14 protein-coding genes are annotated in these 17,003 nt (G+C 64.3%); 1 reads left to right on the top strand and 13 read right to left on the bottom strand.

From position 1 onward, the window contains the following. Positions 1-3: 3 nt before the first annotated feature. From ACO2Q4_RS14935 to ACO2Q4_RS14960, 6 genes are all read right to left on the bottom strand, one after another. Positions 4-909 (bottom strand): alpha/beta fold hydrolase, encoded by a 906-nt coding sequence (locus ACO2Q4_RS14935; protein ID WP_423320245.1) that lies wholly within the window; start codon positions 907-909, stop codon positions 4-6. Between the two features lie 233 nt (positions 910-1,142). Continuing rightward, complete coding sequence (locus ACO2Q4_RS14940; RefSeq protein WP_423320247.1) at positions 1,143-1,985, bottom strand: ABC transporter ATP-binding protein; 843 nt, start codon at positions 1,983-1,985, stop codon at positions 1,143-1,145. Then, the gene (locus tag ACO2Q4_RS14945) at positions 1,982-2,821 is read right to left on the bottom strand and encodes an ABC transporter ATP-binding protein (RefSeq protein ID WP_395135120.1); all 840 of its coding nucleotides are present in this window, start codon (positions 2,819-2,821) and stop codon (positions 1,982-1,984) included. The genes ACO2Q4_RS14940 and ACO2Q4_RS14945 overlap by 4 nt, the downstream gene beginning before the upstream one ends. Before the next feature lie 3 nt (positions 2,822-2,824). Further along, positions 2,825-3,727 carry an ABC transporter permease subunit gene (locus ACO2Q4_RS14950; RefSeq protein ID WP_395135119.1) on the bottom strand — a complete coding sequence of 301 codons (903 nt, stop codon included), beginning with the start codon at positions 3,725-3,727 and terminating at the stop codon, positions 2,825-2,827. Beyond that, positions 3,724-4,731, bottom strand: a complete 1,008-nt coding sequence (locus tag ACO2Q4_RS14955; protein WP_395135118.1) for an ABC transporter permease subunit — start codon at positions 4,729-4,731, stop codon at positions 3,724-3,726. The genes ACO2Q4_RS14950 and ACO2Q4_RS14955 overlap by 4 nt, the downstream gene beginning before the upstream one ends. A gap of 72 nt (positions 4,732-4,803) precedes the next feature. Next, positions 4,804-6,408, bottom strand: a complete 1,605-nt coding sequence (locus ACO2Q4_RS14960) for an ABC transporter substrate-binding protein (protein WP_311760743.1) — start codon at positions 6,406-6,408, stop codon at positions 4,804-4,806. A gap of 240 nt (positions 6,409-6,648) precedes the next feature. On the opposite strand from ACO2Q4_RS14960, the gene ACO2Q4_RS14965 reads away from it, so the two are divergent. Next, the gene (locus ACO2Q4_RS14965) at positions 6,649-7,443 is read left to right on the top strand and encodes a metallophosphoesterase family protein (RefSeq protein WP_423320251.1); all 795 of its coding nucleotides are present in this window, start codon (positions 6,649-6,651) and stop codon (positions 7,441-7,443) included. On the opposite strand, the gene ACO2Q4_RS14970 is transcribed toward ACO2Q4_RS14965, so the two are convergent. From ACO2Q4_RS14970 to ACO2Q4_RS15000, 7 genes are read right to left on the bottom strand one after another with little or no spacing between them, the layout of a single operon-like run. After that, entirely contained in the window at positions 7,397-8,569 is a 1,173-nt protein-coding gene (locus ACO2Q4_RS14970; protein WP_423320253.1) for a glycosyltransferase family protein, read from the bottom strand. The two genes, ACO2Q4_RS14965 and ACO2Q4_RS14970, sit on opposite strands and share 47 nt — an antisense overlap. Continuing rightward, complete coding sequence (locus ACO2Q4_RS14975) at positions 8,560-9,810, bottom strand: glycosyltransferase (protein ID WP_423320255.1); 1,251 nt, start codon at positions 9,808-9,810, stop codon at positions 8,560-8,562. The genes ACO2Q4_RS14970 and ACO2Q4_RS14975 overlap by 10 nt, the downstream gene beginning before the upstream one ends. Beyond that, positions 9,810-11,006: a glycosyltransferase family protein gene (locus ACO2Q4_RS14980; protein WP_311760739.1), complete on the bottom strand. Its 1,197-nt coding sequence runs from the start codon at positions 11,004-11,006 to the stop codon at positions 9,810-9,812. The genes ACO2Q4_RS14975 and ACO2Q4_RS14980 overlap by 1 nt, the downstream gene beginning before the upstream one ends. A gap of 9 nt (positions 11,007-11,015) precedes the next feature. Then, positions 11,016-12,182 carry an ABC transporter permease gene (locus tag ACO2Q4_RS14985; RefSeq protein ID WP_395135114.1) on the bottom strand — a complete coding sequence of 389 codons (1,167 nt, stop codon included), beginning with the start codon at positions 12,180-12,182 and terminating at the stop codon, positions 11,016-11,018. Further along, positions 12,179-13,177: an ABC transporter permease gene (locus tag ACO2Q4_RS14990; RefSeq protein ID WP_311760737.1), complete on the bottom strand. Its 999-nt coding sequence runs from the start codon at positions 13,175-13,177 to the stop codon at positions 12,179-12,181. The genes ACO2Q4_RS14985 and ACO2Q4_RS14990 overlap by 4 nt, the downstream gene beginning before the upstream one ends. Further along, positions 13,174-15,105: an ABC transporter substrate-binding protein gene (locus tag ACO2Q4_RS14995; RefSeq protein ID WP_423320258.1), complete on the bottom strand. Its 1,932-nt coding sequence runs from the start codon at positions 15,103-15,105 to the stop codon at positions 13,174-13,176. Before ACO2Q4_RS14995 ends, ACO2Q4_RS14990 begins: the two co-directional genes overlap by 4 nt. Then, positions 15,102-16,952 (bottom strand): ABC transporter ATP-binding protein, encoded by a 1,851-nt coding sequence (locus ACO2Q4_RS15000; RefSeq protein WP_423320260.1) that lies wholly within the window; start codon positions 16,950-16,952, stop codon positions 15,102-15,104. Before ACO2Q4_RS15000 ends, ACO2Q4_RS14995 begins: the two co-directional genes overlap by 4 nt. Positions 16,953-17,003 lie beyond the last annotated feature (51 nt).

Genomic DNA, 17,003 nt, shown 5'->3' on the forward strand with positions numbered 1-17,003 from the left:
GAACTATTGCAGGAAGCTGCGGACGATCTGGTCGGTCGCCTCGGGGTTCTCCTCCATGATCCAATGGCCGGAACCTGGCACGACCGCCTCCTGCACGTCCTCGGCCGCGAAGCGCATCACCGTCGCCATCATCGGGCCGAATGACTTCTCGCCCCCGACGGCAAGGACCGGCATCTTGAGCTTGCCCTTGGCGAGGAAGGCCTGATTGTCGATCGCGTCCTGATCGAAGGCCGCGAACTGGGCAAAGCCCGAATGCATCGCGCCGGGCATGGCATAGAGCGCAGCGTAATGTTCGCGCGCGGGCTCCGAGAAGCGCGCGGGCGTGGCCGAGAACTCGTTCCAGAACCGGTCGAGGTAGATGCGCTCGCGACCCGCGACCAGCCGCTCCATATCCGGCCCGCCAAAGCGGAAATGCCAGAGCAGCGGGTTCTTCAGCACCTCCTCCCACGGCCCGATCCCGGGAATGGGTGCGTCGATCACCGCAAGCTTGGTAACGCGGTCGGGATACTGTGCCGCAAAGGCGTAGGCGACCATATTGCCGATGTCATGGGCAACGATTGCCGTCTGATCGACCTTGAACGCGTCCAGAACCCCGGCCAGATCGCCCGCCTGCGTCTTCTTGTCGAAGCCGCCCGCTGGTTTCGACGACAGCCCGAGCCCGCGCAAATCCGGCACGATCACGAGGTGATCGCGGGCCAGATCCTCGGCCATCGGAACCCACATGTCGCCGGTCTCGCCATAGCCATGCACCAGCATGACCGCGGGACCGGCGCCTCCGACGCGGACGTGGATGGTCGCACCATTGGTCGCGATGTCCTGGGTCTTGAATTCGGCGGGATAGTCGAAGTTCTGCGCATCAGCGGGCACGGCCATGAGCCAGGCGAGAAGCGCAACGGAAATGAGACGCATGTATCACCTAATTTTTGAACGATATTTCGTGGAGCCTTGACAAGAATCCCGTCCGAGACGGTCGCACCATCGATCAGACGTGGGGAATTTCTCTTACCGCGCGGATCTTGCGTCAATAGGCTTGACGGAAGCCCCGCCGCCACTGCCCGAATAATAGGATCTCATGTCCCGCGGCATTGCCCCCAAGACCGATCAGGAAATGAATAGGCCCGGTCAAAACCGGGCCCTTCAGATCAGACTGCCGAGGCACGCATCGCCTTGCGGCGCGCCACCCTCTCGCGGATCGCCTCGACATCCGTGATCGGGGTCGCGGCGAAAAGCTCGCGCGTATAAGGGTGCTTCGGATTGGCGAAGACCTCCTCGCGCGTGCCCTGCTCGACCGCCTCGCCCTTGTTCATCACCAGCACGTCATCGGCGATGTAACGCACGACGGACAGATCGTGGCTGATGAAGACATAGGCCAGATTGAACTCGGACTGGATGTCCGCCAGCAGGTTCAGCACCTGCGCCTGCACCGAGAGGTCCAGCGCCGAGACCGGCTCGTCCAGCACCAGCAGCGTGGGGTTCAGCATCAGGGCCCGCGCAATCGCGATCCGCTGGCGCTGACCGCCCGAGAACATGTGCGGATAGCGGTTGAAATGCTCGGCCGGCAAGCCGACCTTGACCAGCATGTCGCGCGCCCGCTCGCGCCGTTCGGCGGCCGGAACGTCGGTGTTCAGCAGCAGCGGCTCCATCAGCACGTCGCCGATCTTCTGGCGCGGGTTCAGACTGCCATAGGGGTTCTGGAACACCATCTGGACCTTGGAGCGCATCTCGCGCGTCGGCTTGTCCTTGGCGATGTCGATGGGCTTGCCCTCGATCTTCAGCTCACCGCCCGAGGCTTCGTCGATCAGCGCAATGATGCGCGCCAGCGTCGACTTGCCAGAGCCGGATTCACCGACGATCGCCAGCGTCTTTCCCCGCTCGACCGAAAAGCTGATCCCCTTGACCGCCCGAACGGTCCGGGCTGGCCGGAAAAGCGAGCCGGGAACGTGATAGTCGCGGATGATATTCTTGCCTTCGACGATCACGGTCATTGCTGCACCTCGCCTTCAAGGAAGCTACCGACCGTGGGAAGGCGGTCACCCGTCGCGTTTTCGGGCAAGGCCGACAGCAGCGCGCGAGTATAGGGATGCTTCGGGGCCTCGAACAGCGAGAGGACATCGGCCTCTTCCATCTTCTTGCCCTTGTACTGGACCTGCACGCGGTCCGCCGTCTCGGCCACCACGCCCATGTCATGGGTGATGAGGATCAGCGCCATGCCGGTTTCCTCTTGCAGTTCCATCAGCAGGTCCAGGATCTGCTTCTGGATGGTCACGTCCAGCGCAGTCGTCGGCTCGTCCGCGATCAGCAGGCGCGGGCCGGTGGCGATGGCCATGGCGATCATCACGCGCTGGCATTGCCCACCCGACATCTGGTGCGGATAGGATTTCAGCTTTTCTTCCGGGTCGGGAATGCCGACCTGGCGGAACAGTTCGAGCGCGCGGGCGCGGGCGGCTTTCTTCGACAGCCCCGCATTGAAGCGCAGGACTTCCTCGATCTGGTAGCCGGTGGTGAAGGACGGGTTCAGCGACGCGATCGGTTCCTGGAAGATCATGGTGATCTCGCGCCCGATGATCTTGCGCCGCTCTTTGGGGGACATGTGCAGCATGTCCTTGCCGTCGAAAGTCATCTCGTCGGCGGTGACCATCGCGGTGTCGGGCAGAAGCCCCATTGCCGCCAGCATCGAGACGGATTTGCCCGAACCGGATTCGCCCACGATCGCCAGAACTTCGCCCTTGTCGACGCGCACATCGATCCCGTCGACAGCGGTGAAGCTGCCGGTCGAGGTCGCGAAGCGGACGGTGAGATTGCGAATGGTAAGAAGTGCCATGCCTCAGCTCCGCTTCAGTTTCGGGTCAAGCGCATCCCGCAGGCCATCGCCCATCAGGTTGATCGCAAGGACCGAGATCAGGATGGCAAGGCCGGGGAAGGTCACGACCCACCAGGCGCGCAGGATGAACTCCCGCGCTTCGGCCAGCATCGTGCCCCATTCCGAGGCCGGGGGCTGCGCGCCCATGCCCAGGAAGCCAAGCGCGGCCGAATCGAGAACCGCGGACGAAAAGCTCAGCGTCGCCTGGACGATCAGCGGCGCAAGGCAGTTCGGCAGGATAGTCTTGAACATCAGGCGCATGTTTCCCGCCCCGGCGACACGGGCGGCGGTGACATATTCGCGGGCCTTCTCGCCCATCACCGCAGCGCGGGTCAGACGCGCGAAATGCGGCTGATAGACGATGGCGATGGCGATCATCGCATTGGTCAGGCCCGGCCCCAGGATCGCGACCAGCACCAGTGCAAGCAGCAGCGACGGGAATGCCAGCACGACGTCCATGACGCGCATGATGACGGCATCGACCCAACCGCCGAAATAGCCGGCAAGCAGGCCGATGATGATGCCACCGGTCAGCGCGATGGCAACGACCACGATGCCGATGAACAGCGAATATTGCGCCCCGAAGATCAGGCGAGACAGCATGTCCCGGCCAACGGCGTCAGTGCCCAGGAGAAACTCGGGACGACCACCCGTCTGCCAGAAGGGCGGCGCCAGCAGCGCGTCGCGATATTGGTGGGTCGGGTCATGCGGCGCCAGAATCGGCGCGAAGACTGCCGTCAGCACCAGCAACACGAAAACGGCAAGACCGATGACGGCCCCGCGGTTCTGGCTGAAGTAGAACCAGAACTCCTTGAACATCCGGCGACGGATGGCCGAGTCCGAGATTTTGACGGAGGTATCGGTCATTTGTGGCGGATCCTCGGGTTGATGAGACCATAGGTCAGGTCCACGATCAGGTTCACGATCATCACGATGCCCGCGATCAGCAGCAGGCCCGACTGGACCACCGGATAATCACGGCGCGAGATCGAATCGATCATCCACTTGCCGATCCCCGGCCACGAGAAGATCGTCTCGGTCAGGATCGCACCCGCCATCAGCACGCCGACCTGAAGGCCGATGGTGGTGATGACCGGGATCATCGCGTTGCGAAGCGCGTGAACACCGATGACGCGGCGCATCGACAGGCCCTTGGCCTTGGCGGTGCGGACGTAATCCTCGCCCATGACCTCAAGCATGGCCGAACGGGTCTGGCGCGCGATGACGGCCAGCGGGATCGTCGCCAGCACGATCGATGGCAGGATCAGGTGGCTGACGGCCGAAAGGAATGCCCCCTTCTGCCCCGACAGCAGGCTGTCGATCAGCATGAATCCCGTCACCGGGGGGAAGAAGTACATCAGCGAGATGCGGCCCGAAACCGGGGTCCATTGCAGGATGCCCGAGAAGAAGATGATCAGCAGCAGCCCCCACCAGAAGATCGGCATGGAAAAACCGACAAGGGCGCCGGTCATCGAAATCTGGTCGAACCACGATCCACGCTTGATCGCGGCCAGGACGCCCACGGGGACGCCGATCAGGGTCGCGATGATGATGGCCACGATGGCAAGCTCGACCGTCGCGGGGAACAGCGTCAGGAACTCGGCCAGAACGGGCTTCTTGGTCACGATCGAATGGCCCAGGTCGCCATGAAGCAGATCGCCAAGATAGGTGAAATACTGGTGCCAGATCGGCTGGTCATAGCCAAGCTGGGCAGAGATCTGGGCATAGCGTTCGGGCGAGACGCCGCGTTCGCCTGCCATCAGCAGGACCGGATCGCCCGGCAGCAGCCGGATGAAACCGAAGGCAACCAATGTGATCCCAAGCATTGTCGGGATCAGATAGAGAAGCTTCGAGAATATGAATTTGATCATAGAACCCTAACCTAAGGGCCGCGCAGGGGGGAAACCCCTGCACGGCCTCATGACTTACAAACCGGTTTTGCCTTACTCGGCGATATCCACCGTATCGAAGGCATAGTCACCCAGGGGCGACTGCACGAAACCGGTCACATTCTTGGCCATCGGCACATATTGCACCGAATGGGCCAGCGTCGCCCAGGGAGCCTGATCCTTGAAGATCACCTGAGCCTCTTCGTAAAGTTTGGTGCGCTCGGCGACGTCCGAGGTCTTCTTGGCATTGGCAAGGAGGTCCGAGAACTCCTTGTTGCACCAGAAGGCGCGGTTCGCACCGCCCGGCGTCGCCGCCGCGCAGGAGAGCAGCACCGACAGGAAGTTGTCCGGATCGCCGTTGTCACCGGTCCAACCCAGGATGACGGCGCCCTTGCGGCCCTCTTCCATGGATTTCTTCAGGTATTCGCCCCATTCGTAGCTGACGATATCGACCTTGACGCCGACCTTGGCGAAGTCGCTTTGGATCAGTTCGGCCGCGCGACGGGCGTTCGGCATATAGGGACGCTGCACCGGCATCGCCCAGACTTCCATGCTCAGATCCTTGACGCCGGCATCTTCCAGCATCTTCTTCGCGGCTTCGGGATCATAGGCGTCGTCTTTGACCGCGTCGTTATAGGACCACATGGTCGGCGGGATCGGGTTCTTGGCGACTTCGGCGCTGCCCTGATAGACCGCGTCGATCATCGCCTTCTTGTCGATCGCCATGTTCAGGGCCTTGCGGACCTCGGGCTTGTCGAAAGGCGCGACGGTGGTGTTATAGGCGACATAGCCGACGTTCAGGCCAGCCTGCTCATCCACCTTCAGGTTCGGATCGGCCTTGATCGCGGCCAGGTCGGCGGGCGCCGGATAAGGCATCAGGTGGCATTCGCCAGCCTTCAGCTTCTGCAGGCGAACCGAAGCGTCGGGCGTGATGGCAAAGACCAGATCGTCGATCTTGGGCGCTTCGCCCCAGTAATCGGCGTTCTTCTGGTAACGGATCACCGCGTCCTTCTGATAGGCCACGAACTTGAACGGCCCGGTGCCGATCGGCGCGTTGTTCAGGTCCTCCATCGTGCCGGCGGCTTGCAGCGCATCGGCATATTCCTTGGACAGGATCGAGACGAAGGGCATCGCGACGTTGGCCAGGAACGGCGCTTCGGGATGGTTCAGGGTGAATTTCACCGTGTTGTCGTCGACCTTCTCGATCGACTTGATCAGCTTGTCCATCTCCATCGAGCTGTAATACTCGTAGGTCAGGCCCGAGATATAGGCGTGCCACGGATCATCCGCGTTGGCCTGGCGGTTGAAGCTGAACACCACGTCATCGGCATTGAAGTCGCGCGACGGCGTGAACTTGTCGTTCGACTGGAACTTGACGCCCTTGCGCAGGTGGAAGGTATAGGTCAGCCCGTCATCCGACACTTCCCAGCTTTCGGCCAGCGCGGGTTCGACTTCGGTCGTGCCGGGCTTGAACTGGACAAGGCGGTTGTAGATCGCGTGGGCCGAGGCATCGAAGGTCGTGCCGGCGGTATAGGGTGCCGGATCGAAGCCCTCGGGCGAGCCTTCCGAGCAATAGACGAAGGTCTTTGCATGCAGCGGCGCAGCGGCCATCAGCGCAAGCGCGGATGCGGCGAGGAACCGGGTAGAGAAGATGGACATTTAATTACCTCCCATGTCGACGTTATTCTTCGCGCCTGATGCAAACGAAAGCGGCCAAGAGATCAAGTGGCAGCTTACGCGCGCCCGCCGATTCTTTTCATCTGACGTAACGGCATCGTGAAAAAAGACGTGGCTTTCGTCAATTCGCCATAACGACAGGTTCTTACTCGACCACCCGGGGCAATCGCGCCAATCTGCCGGGCGTGGCGACGCAAGGCCGCGCAGGACGGAGAAAAGACCTTGACCGCAATCCCCGAGCCAGGCCGCCGGACCGCAGGCAATGCCCGCGTTCTGATAGTCGCGGATCTGCATCTCGACCAGTGGAAACATGACGGACTGGACCCGCTGGAGCAACTTGACGCAACGGAATGGCAATCGCTGGACGGTGTCATCGTCGCCGGTGATCTGTCGAACGCCGCGATGCGCAAATGGCCGCGCTTCCTTGACCGACTGGCAAAGTGCGCACCACCCGGAACCGTCCATGTCATGCCGGGGAACCACGACTACTATGACCTGGATCCCGAAGCAGACCCCGCGCTGGCCGAGCTGTGCCGCCAGCATGGCGTGGGGTTCGCCCAGATGGCCGAGTTGCGGATCGCCGGAGAACTCTTCCTGTGCGCAACCTTGTGGTCGGACTTCGTGCTGCCCGCGGATCCGAAGGGGATGGACGACTTTCGCCGCATCCGATCACCTGCGGGCGGCCCGCTGCAAATCGGTGATCTGCAGGCTGTCCATCGACGCCATCTTGCATGGCTGGACGAACGGCTGACCGCCTGCGAGGGGCGGGCGACCGTCGTGACCCATCACCTGCCGCACCCGTCGCTGCTGCCCCCGGATTACCGCCATCCGGGCGGCTTTGCCTCGGATCTGGGGTGGTTGATGCGTAAGCATCGCCCCCGAGAATGGCTGTTCGGACATGCGCATGGCGCGCCCGATGCGATCATCGAAGAAGTGCCTTGCCGGAACGTGGCGCTGGGTCCCCCCTCGTTCAGGGGACCGGATGCGTCGGCGCGCCTGAACGAATTGATCCGCTGATCCGCGCCTGCTGCATCTCGCGCAGGATGCGGGCGCTGGTGTTGGCACCATCGAGGTCCAGTGCCGGGCGTGCGCGCCCCGAACGTCCCAGCGCGATGCGGATCGCGTCGGCCAGCGCCTCGGCCGTCAGCCCCCGTTCGGGCAGGACCAGCGCCAGCCCACGCGCGGCCAGCTTTTCGGCGCGCAGGGTCTGCTCGGTCTCTCCACCCGAGGCAAAGGGGACCAGCACCGCTTCGCAGCCCGCGCGCAGCACGTCGCCCACGGTATTGTAGCCCGCCTGCGAGACCGAGACGCGGGCGCTGGCCATCAGCCCGGCAAGGTTCGCGCGAAAGCGATGGACAGCAAGCCGGTCCGAGGCCAGGGCGCTGAACGCCTCGAACTCTGGCTGCGGCAGGTTTGGCCCGGTCAGGACGCACCAGTTCAGGTCCAAGGGCAGCAGCGCGCGCGCCTGCATCGCGCAGCGGATCAGATCCGCACCCACCGCACCGCCCCCCGCAGACAGGACGATGTCATGGCGCTCATCCGTGGCGGCCGGCGGAGGGGGTGTCACAAGCCCGGTATATCGCAGCTTCGGAGCAATCCTTGCGGCCAGCGGAAAGCTTTCCTCGATCCGCGAAAAGGCGGGATCGCCATGCACCAGCACCGCATCGAAATCGGCTAGCGCGGCGACCGTCTCCTCGTCACGGCCGGGCTTGCGGTTGGCCTGCAGGATGTCGCGGACCGAACTGAGGATCAGGGGCGGATTCGCGCGGTCCCGCGCAACCCGGATCAGGGGAAGAAGCTCGAACCGGACCTGGCGGCGGCCGAACGGAAATGCCTCGATCAGCAGCACATCCGGGTCAAGCGCCGCAAAGGCGTCAAGCAGCAGCGCGCGGCGGTGTTCGCGGAATGTGTCATCGACCGCCCTGCCCTCGGCATCGACCAGATCGCCAAAACCCTCTTGCCCCACGGCCATCGCGGGCAACGCCAGATGGGCGATGCCCGGGGCGGGGAAGCCCGGCACCGGCAATCCGCCCGTTACCACCGTCACTTGCGCGCCATCCGCGGCCAAGGCCTCGGCAATGCGGCTTGCCCGGGCCAGATGGCCGATCCCAAGCAAGTGCTGGACATAGAACATCACGCGCATGAACAGCCCTCTTTCGCCGCACCCAGAAGCGCGCGAAGGTCGCGGACACTGACGGCGGAATCGAAATCGCGGCGCACCCGCGCCTCGGCCGCGGCACCCAGCCTTGCCCGCAGCGCGGGATCGCGCATCGACCGCTCCAGCGCATGGGCCAGTGCCCCTGCATCCTCGGGCGGGACCAGCAGGCCGTTTTCGCCGTCGCTGAACAGTTCGGGAATGCCGGAAATCGCGCTGCCGATACAGCACAGGCGCTGGCTTGCGGCCTCTACCAGCACATTCGGCAGGCCGTCGCGGTCGCCGTCGGCGGCGATGCGGCAGGGCAGCACGAAAAGGTCGCTGTCGCGGTAAAGCTCCAGCACCTCGCGTTGGGGCAGCGCGCCGCGCCAGATGATCCGATCCGCGATCCCCAATTCGCGCGCCAGGGGCTTCAGCCGCTCGGCCTCGGGGCCCCCGCCGATATGTTCGAAGCGCCAGGCAAGATCGGGGGGCAGTTGGGCAAGCGCCCGCATCAGAATGTCATATCCCTTTTTTGGCACCAGTCGCCCGACGCTGACCAGCCGGACGGGGTCGGTGGGATCGCTGCCGTCGCGGTCCGAATGCGCCCGGTCCGTCGCGCCGAAACGCGCAAGATCCAGCCCGTGATAGCTGAGATGCACGCGCGCCGGGTCCGGGGCCAGGGAACGCAGATGCTCCCACCCCGAGCGCGTGCAGGTCACGCACCACTCCGCATGGCCCAGCTTGGCGCTCAGATCCCAGTCGGGCGAAGTCCAGATGTCCTTGGCATGGGCCGAGACCGTCCAGCCCGTCCCGATGATCCTGCTGGCATAGCTGCCGACCGAGGCGGGGGTGTGCAGGAAATGCACATGCAGCCATTCCGCATCGGCGGGCCATTCCGCCGCCAGCACAGCGGCCTGCCCAAAGCGGCGGATGCGGTTGCGGCTGGGATCACGGACGAGGTCCGCAAGAAATCGTCGCCCCGCCTGCCAGAAGCCGCGTCGACCCGCGACGCGGGCTATCCCGCGCAGCACACGCAGCGGTTCGTGATGCAGGTATTCGGGCAGGTATGTCACCGGCGCCTCGATCTCATCATGGATCGGATGACGGCGGGTATCGGTCGGATGCCGCATCGAGACCAGCCGAAGCTGCATCCCGGCCTTTTCCAGCCCACGCAGTTCCTGCGCAATGAAGGTTTCCGAAAGGCGTGGATAGCCTTTCAGCAGAACGACTATCTTTCCCCGGCTCATCAGATCGCGAGCGCCTCGGAGACCCGCTTGGGCCGCAGCCATTCACCGACGATGCGGATGATGTTCGGCAACCCGTCCAGATCAGGATGCGGATAACCGACCGAGGGCGGCAGTTGCGTCGACAGCGCCCGGATCTTTCCCGCCATTTGCACATGGTCCGCCGCCTCTTCCGGCAGCAGCATGGTCGCGGCGTTCAGCTCGCTGGCGCGGCAGGCGCGGATCAGCTGTTCCTCTCGGGGTTCGGTGCGCGGGACCATCAGCGTCGGCTTGTCGAAGGACAGGACTTCGCACCAGGTGTTATAGCCGCTCATGCAGACCACGGCCTCGGCATGGGCCATCAGATCTTCCATCCGCGGCGAGAAATCCATGATCTCGATCGTCGGGATCTCGGCGGCCGCATCGCGAAACTCGCTGCGCTGTTCCGCCGGCATATAGGGCCCAAGGACGATCAGCGCCCGCTGCGGCAAATCGGGATGATGGCGATAGGCCCGGATCACGTCGCGGACCAGATCGGCCCCGTCGCCGCCCCCGCCGGGCGTCACCAGAACATAGGGCTGCTTCGCCGCCCGCGGAACCGCCCCCCGCGACCGCCGCTTGAGAAAGCCGACATAGCGCATCCGCTCGCGCAACTCGGCAGGCACGACCACCCCGGCCAGCGGATCGTGAAAGCCGCGCGGGCCATAGACCCAGATATCGTCGAAATACTTGCAGATGCGCGGGATCAGGTTCTTGCGCTTCCACTCGGCCGCCAGAAGCTGGGGCGCGTCCATGACCTCGCGCAGGCCAAGCACCAGCCTGCAACCTTCGTCCTTGAGCCAGGCCAGGGTCTCTTCGACCTCGCCATGCAGGCCCATCGGCTCCTTGTCGACGATGAAGACATCGGGTCGAAAGCTGCGTGCGGTTTCCAGGATCATCGCACGGCGCATCTTCAGCGTGTCGGACAGGTCCACATGCTCGGCCAGCGAGGTATATTCCCCGTTCCGCAGCTTGATGACGCTGGGGATCTTCACGAAGTCGACGCGGGCGCGATAGTCGAAAGCCCCCGCGATCGGCGCGCCCGAGATGATCAGCACCTGCAGCCCGCTATACGCCTCGACCAGCGCATTCGCGATGGCGCGGCAGCGGCGCAGATGGCCCAGTCCAAATGTGTCGTGGCTGTAAAGCAGGACGCGCGCGTCCCTGAGGCGAGTGGTCATGAGGCTCTCTTAGCGCAGGGGGTCGGCGGCGTCACGCAATCCGTCACCCAGGAAGTTGAAGGCGAGAATGACAAGCGTGACGGGGATCACGGGGAACAGAAGCCAGGGATACAGCGCCAGCGTGTTGACGCTGCGCGCCTCGGTCAGAAGGATGCCCCAACTGGTGATGGGGGGGCGCAGGCCAAGGCCAAGAAAGCTCAGCGCGGTCTCGCCCAGGATCATTCCCGGAATGGTCAGCGTGGCCGAAGCGACCAGGTGCGACATGAAGCCCGGCACAAGGTGCCGCCCGATGATGCGGCCAGGACTGGCGCCAAGGATCTGCGCGGCCTGGACATAGTCTTCCTCGCGCAGCGCCAGCAGCTTCGATCTGACGGCGCGGGCAAGGCCGGTCCAGTCCAGCATTCCCAGGATCACGGTGATCCCGGCATAGACCAGCAGCGGGCTCCAGGTCACCGGCATGATCGCGGCCAGCGCCATCCAAAGCGGGATCGAGGGGATGGATTGCAGCACCTCGATCATGCGCTGGACGATGGCGTCGATCCAGCCGCCGTAATAGCCCGCAAGCCCGCCGATCACGATGCCCAGCACGAAGCTCATCGCGACGCCCAGAATGCCGATGGTCAGCGAGATCCGCGCGCCGTGGATGATCCGTGACAGGATGTCGCGACCCAACCGGTCGGTGCCGAGCAGGAACACGGTTCCGTTTTCGGGCGGGCAGACCAGATGCCGCTGGCCCGGAACCAGCCCCATCAGCAGGTACTCGTCGCCCCGGCAGAAAAAGCGCAGCTTCTGCGGGTTGCTGCGATCCTCGGTATAGACCCGGCGCAGGTTTTCCATGTCCAGCGTCATGCTGCGGCCATAGACGAAGGGGCCGACGAAGCTGCCCTCGTGGAACAGGTGGACGCGCTGGGGCGGCGCATAGATGTTGGCGGTGTCTCGGCTGTGCAAGCCGTAAGGCGCGAGAAACTCGGCAAAGATCGCAGACAGATAGATCAGGACCAGAAACACCGCCGATAGCAGCGCGATCCGGTGCCGCCGGAACTTCCACCACATGATCCGCAATTGCGAGGCCTCGGCCAGCTTGCCGCCTTCGGCCGCCTGATCGGCGACGGGGTCGAATGGCGCCTGCGAAACGCTGTGCGGCAGGGGCGCGCCGGGTGGGGGAAGTCCGATCACTTGGTCGCCCCTCCGGCCAGCCTGATGCGCGGATCAAGGATCGCCAGCGCGATATCCGAGACGAGGACGCCGATGACGGTCAGGAAGGCCAGGAACATCAGGAACGACCCCGCCAGATACATGTCCTGCGATTGCAGCGCCCGGATCAGCAGCGGCCCCGTGGTTTCCAGCGACAGCACGATCGCCGTGATCTCGGCCCCCGAGACGATGGCGGGCAGGATCGAGCCGATATCCGAGATGAAGAAGTTCAGCGCCAGTCGCAGCGGGTATTTGACCAGCACGCGAAAGGGATGCAGACCCTTGGCGCGGGCGGTGACGACATACTGCTTGCCCAGCTCGTCCAGCAGGTTCGCGCGCAACCGCCGCGCCATCCCCGCGGTGCCCGCCGTCCCGATGATCAGCACCGGGATCCAAAGATGCGACATGATCGAGCGCGCCTTTTCCCAGCTCATCGGCTGGTTCACGAATTCTCGGTCCATCAGGTGGCCGATCGACACGCCGAACCAGACATTGGCGAAATACATCAGGATCAGCGCCAGCATGAAATTCGGAATGGCGATACCCAGCAGGCCTAGGAAGGTCAGGCCGTAATCGCCCCAGCTGTATTGATGCGTCGCCGAATAGATGCCGATCGGAAAGGCAATCACCCAGGTCACGATGATCGTCACCATCGAGACCAGCACCGTCAGCCACATGCGGCTGGCCACCACCTCGCTGACCGGCATCCGGTATTCGAAGGAATAGCCGAAATCGCCGTGCAACATTCCCGTGACCCAGTGCAGGTAACGGACAGGCATCGGCTGATCGAAGCCGTAACGGGCCTTCAGATCCTCGATCTCCTGCAGGTCCGCTTCCTCGCCCATGGCGCGCAGTTCCTGCACATAGCTTTCGAAATAGTCGCCGGGGGGCAGCTCGATGATGGTAAAGACCAGCATCGAGATCAGCACCAGCGTCGGGACCATCACCGCGACGCGCCAGATCAGATAGCGGATCATGCCGTACCCTCCCGCGGCTCATTCTCCAGCCAGAATGTATCGGGCATGTAGATCCCCAGATACGCAGTCGGGTCATAGCCATACAGAGCCTTCTGCGGCATGTTGCGCAGATCGGCGCGGCGCACCACCGGTTGCAGGGTCTGGTTGACCGTGCCGATGGTAAAGACCTGTTCGCCCCACAGCTCCAGGATCCGCCGCCAGACATCTTCTCGGCGAAAGACCTCGGCGCTGGATTGCCATTCCTTGTAGAGCGCCAGCAATTCCTGCGCGGCAGGCAGGTCCGGCGCCTCGCCCGCAGTACCGCCCGAGAGGTGATGGACGCTCCACAGCGGCCATTGTATCTGGTCGTCCGAGACCGGGGCAAAGGCCGTGGGCGGCGTGTCGGCATTCGGGATGCCGTTGTCCAGCCCCTCCCACGCGGCCATGACCACCTGCCCGGCCATGACCCGGCTGCGGAACAGGTCACGCTGGCTGACACGAGGGATCAGCTGGATCCCGATCTCGCGCCAATGGCCGTCGATCAGTTGAAGCAGGTCGGTCTGCAGGCTGCTTTCGCCGGTGGTTTCGACGATCAGCTGCATCGGCCGCCCGTCCGACAGGCGGCGCAGGCCCCGGCCCTCACGCACGAAGCCCGCCTCGTCCAGCAGGCGGTTGGCCTGATCGGGATCATGCGTGGCCCAAAGCGTCGCAAGCTCGGGGCGAAAGAACGGGCTTTCGGGCAGGACGGTATTCGCCCCTTCCGCCGCCAGCCCGAAAAAAACGACCATGTTGATTTCGTGCCGGTCGACGCCCAGTGACAGCGCGCGGCGAAAGCGCAGGTCGCGCATCGCGTCGCGCCACGGCAGGTCGCGGCAGTTCAGGTTCGGAACCAGCGCCATGCGCGAGCCCTGGATCCGCTTCCACAGGTCCAGCCGGATCGGGAACCGCTTCTCGGCCTGCTTGAGATAGGTGTAATCCGCAAAATCAAGGCCCAGCATCTGAAGATCGGAATCTCCCGCGCCCGTCTTGGCCGGAATCAGGTCCGAGGAGCTGACGTTCAGCTCCAACCGGTCGACATAGGGCAATTGCTGCCCGGTGTGGTCGACGCGGTGAAAATAAGGATTGCGGTCGAACACGAACTGGTCGGCGGGCGGCACGGTCATCGGCATCCATGCCTCAAGCGTCGGCAATGCCGGGTTCTCGGGGCGGTTCTGGCGCGACATCTTCTGCATCAAGGCCACCCAGTCATCGACACGTTCGGCGATGACATGGCGCTTGAGTTCCTCGGGTGTCTGATAATCCGCGTGGAACTGGCGCAGATAGGCCGCCGGCAACACCAGTCGCGGCGGAACCGGCGCCGCCAGCCGCGACAGGAAGGCCGGGTTCGGGCTGTCCCAGGAATAGCGCACCGTCAGGTCGTCCAGCACCTCGAAACGCGGCGGATCCCCGGCGGCGCGCATCTCGGCCGGGGGACCGCTGCGCGACATTTCGGGATGAAGGGCGATATCTTCCCATGCGAAACGGAAATCCTCGGCCGTCAGGGGGCTGCCATCCGACCAGCGGTGCCCACGCCGCAGGCGGAAGGTAAAGATACGCTCGTTCGCGACGTGAAAGCGTTCCAGAATATCCGGCTGGATGATGAAGTTCCGATCATAGCCCACCAGCCGCGAATAGCTCATCACAGGGACGTGCCTGATGTCGCGCGCGCCGCCGATCAGCATGCGCAGGCGACCGCCATAGCGGCCGGGGGCGCTTTCCTCTCCCTCAAGGCGGATGACGCGGGGGATCATCGGCAGCCGGTGCCCGACCGGGGGCAGCTCGCCCGACAGAATGCGGGCGTGAAGCGAGGGAGGGCCGCGAAAAATCTGCGGCTCGGCCCGCAACGCGCCGGGCACGGTCGCACCCGCCGCCAGCAGGGCCAGCGCTTCGCGGCGCGACAGGCGGGTCATGCCATGATCTCCGCCCGCGACGCGTCCGGGCGCACCAACACCAGATGGCCCGATCCCAGGTCCATCGGCTCAAGCGCCGGTCCGTGGAATGCGGGTGCCCAGCCCGAGGGCTTGGCGTTGGCGCCCAGCGCCGCAAAATCCAGCGGCCGGTCCAGGTCGGGATAAGGCACCGCCGCCAGCAGCGCGCGGGTATAAGGATGGACGGGATTCTTCATGATGATCTCGCGCGGGCCGATCTCGACAATCCGGCCGGCCTGCATCACCGCCACGTCGTCGGACATGTAGTTCACGACCGCAAGGTTATGCGAGATGAACAGATAGGTCAGCCCCAGGTCGCGCTGCAGATCCTTGAGCAGGTTCAGCACCTGCGCCTGGACAGAAACATCCAGCGCCGAAGTCGCCTCGTCGCAGACAATCAGTTCGGGGCCCAGCGCCAGTGCGCGGGCGATACCGATCCTTTGGCGCTGCCCGCCCGAGAAGCTGTGCGGATAGCGCGCAAGATCGCGCTCGGGCAGGCCGACGGCACGGATCAGGTCGCGGGCCAGGTCGCGGCGGCTGGCGCGGTCGCCGACACCATGCACCTCCAGCGGTTCGGTCAGGATGTTGCCGATCGTCATATGCGGCGAAAGGGATGAGACCGGATCCTGAAAAACCATCTGCACACGGCGCCGCAGCGCCATCAACTCATCCCCCTTGGCGGCCAGCATGTCCTGTCCGTCCAGCAGCACTTGCCCCGCATCCGGAGTGATGGCGCGGACGATCAGCTTGCCCACCGTGGTCTTGCCCGACCCGGATTCGCCGACCAGCCCCAGAGTGCGCCCGCGCCGGATTGTGAAGCCCACATCCGACACCACGCGGACCGGAGGGGGCGTGCGGAACATCCCGCCATCGCGGGGTCGAAACGACTTGGTCAGGCCGCTGACCTCAAGCAGGGGTCCATCCCCTTGCTTGGGGCGCGCTACGCCCAGCGCCGAACCGTCGACCTTGACCGGCACCAGCGGTCGCAGCCTTTCCCCCGGCGCCATGTCGAAATGCGGAACCGCCTGCATCAGCGCTTGCAGATAGGGATGGCTGGGACGGCGGAAGATCGGCTCGGTCGGACCAGATTCCACGACCTCTCCGCGATACATCACCACCACCTCGTCGGCGAGGTTCGCCACCACGCCAAGGTCATGGGTAATCAGCAGGATCGCCATGCCCCTTTGTTCCTGCAGTTTGCGCAGCAGGTTCAGAAGCTGCCCCTGAATGGTCACGTCCAGTGCGGTCGTCGGTTCGTCGGCGATCAGCAGGGCCGGATCGCAGATCAGCGCCTGCGCGACCATCGCCCTTTGGCGCATCCCCCCCGACATCTCGAAGGGATAGCGTCCCACGACCTGCCGAGGATGCGAGAAGCCGACATCCGCCAGCATCTGCTCGATCCGTTCGGCGCGCTCGCGCGGGGACAGGACGGAATGGATGCGCAGCGCCTCGTCGATCTGGTTGCCGATGGTGTGGACGGGGGAAAAGGAACTCATCGGTTCCTGAAAGATCATCCCGATGCGGTTTCCCCGGATGGCCCGCATCCGGGTACCATCGGGCGGCAGCGTCGCCAGGTCGACCACCCCATGGTCCTGAAGATGCGGATCGTCGAACAGGATGCGTCCCGAAGTTTCGGCATGGGTCGGATGCAGCCCCATGATCGCGCGGCCAATCACCGATTTGCCCGAGCCTGACTGCCCCACCAGTGTCGTGATCCGTCCCGGCAGCACACGCAGCGAAGCGCCGCGCACGGCGTCGATCCGGCCCCCATAGAACGAGAACCCCACGTTGAGGTTCTCGATGCGCAATAGATCTCGGCTTTGGGTCATCTGGGCCGGGCCGTTCTCGGCTGTAAATCCTTGGCGGGAATGCTAGTCAAG

This window comes from Paracoccus sp. KR1-242 (genome assembly GCF_049446195.1).
GTDB lineage: Bacteria > Pseudomonadota > Alphaproteobacteria > Rhodobacterales > Rhodobacteraceae > Paracoccus > Paracoccus broussonetiae.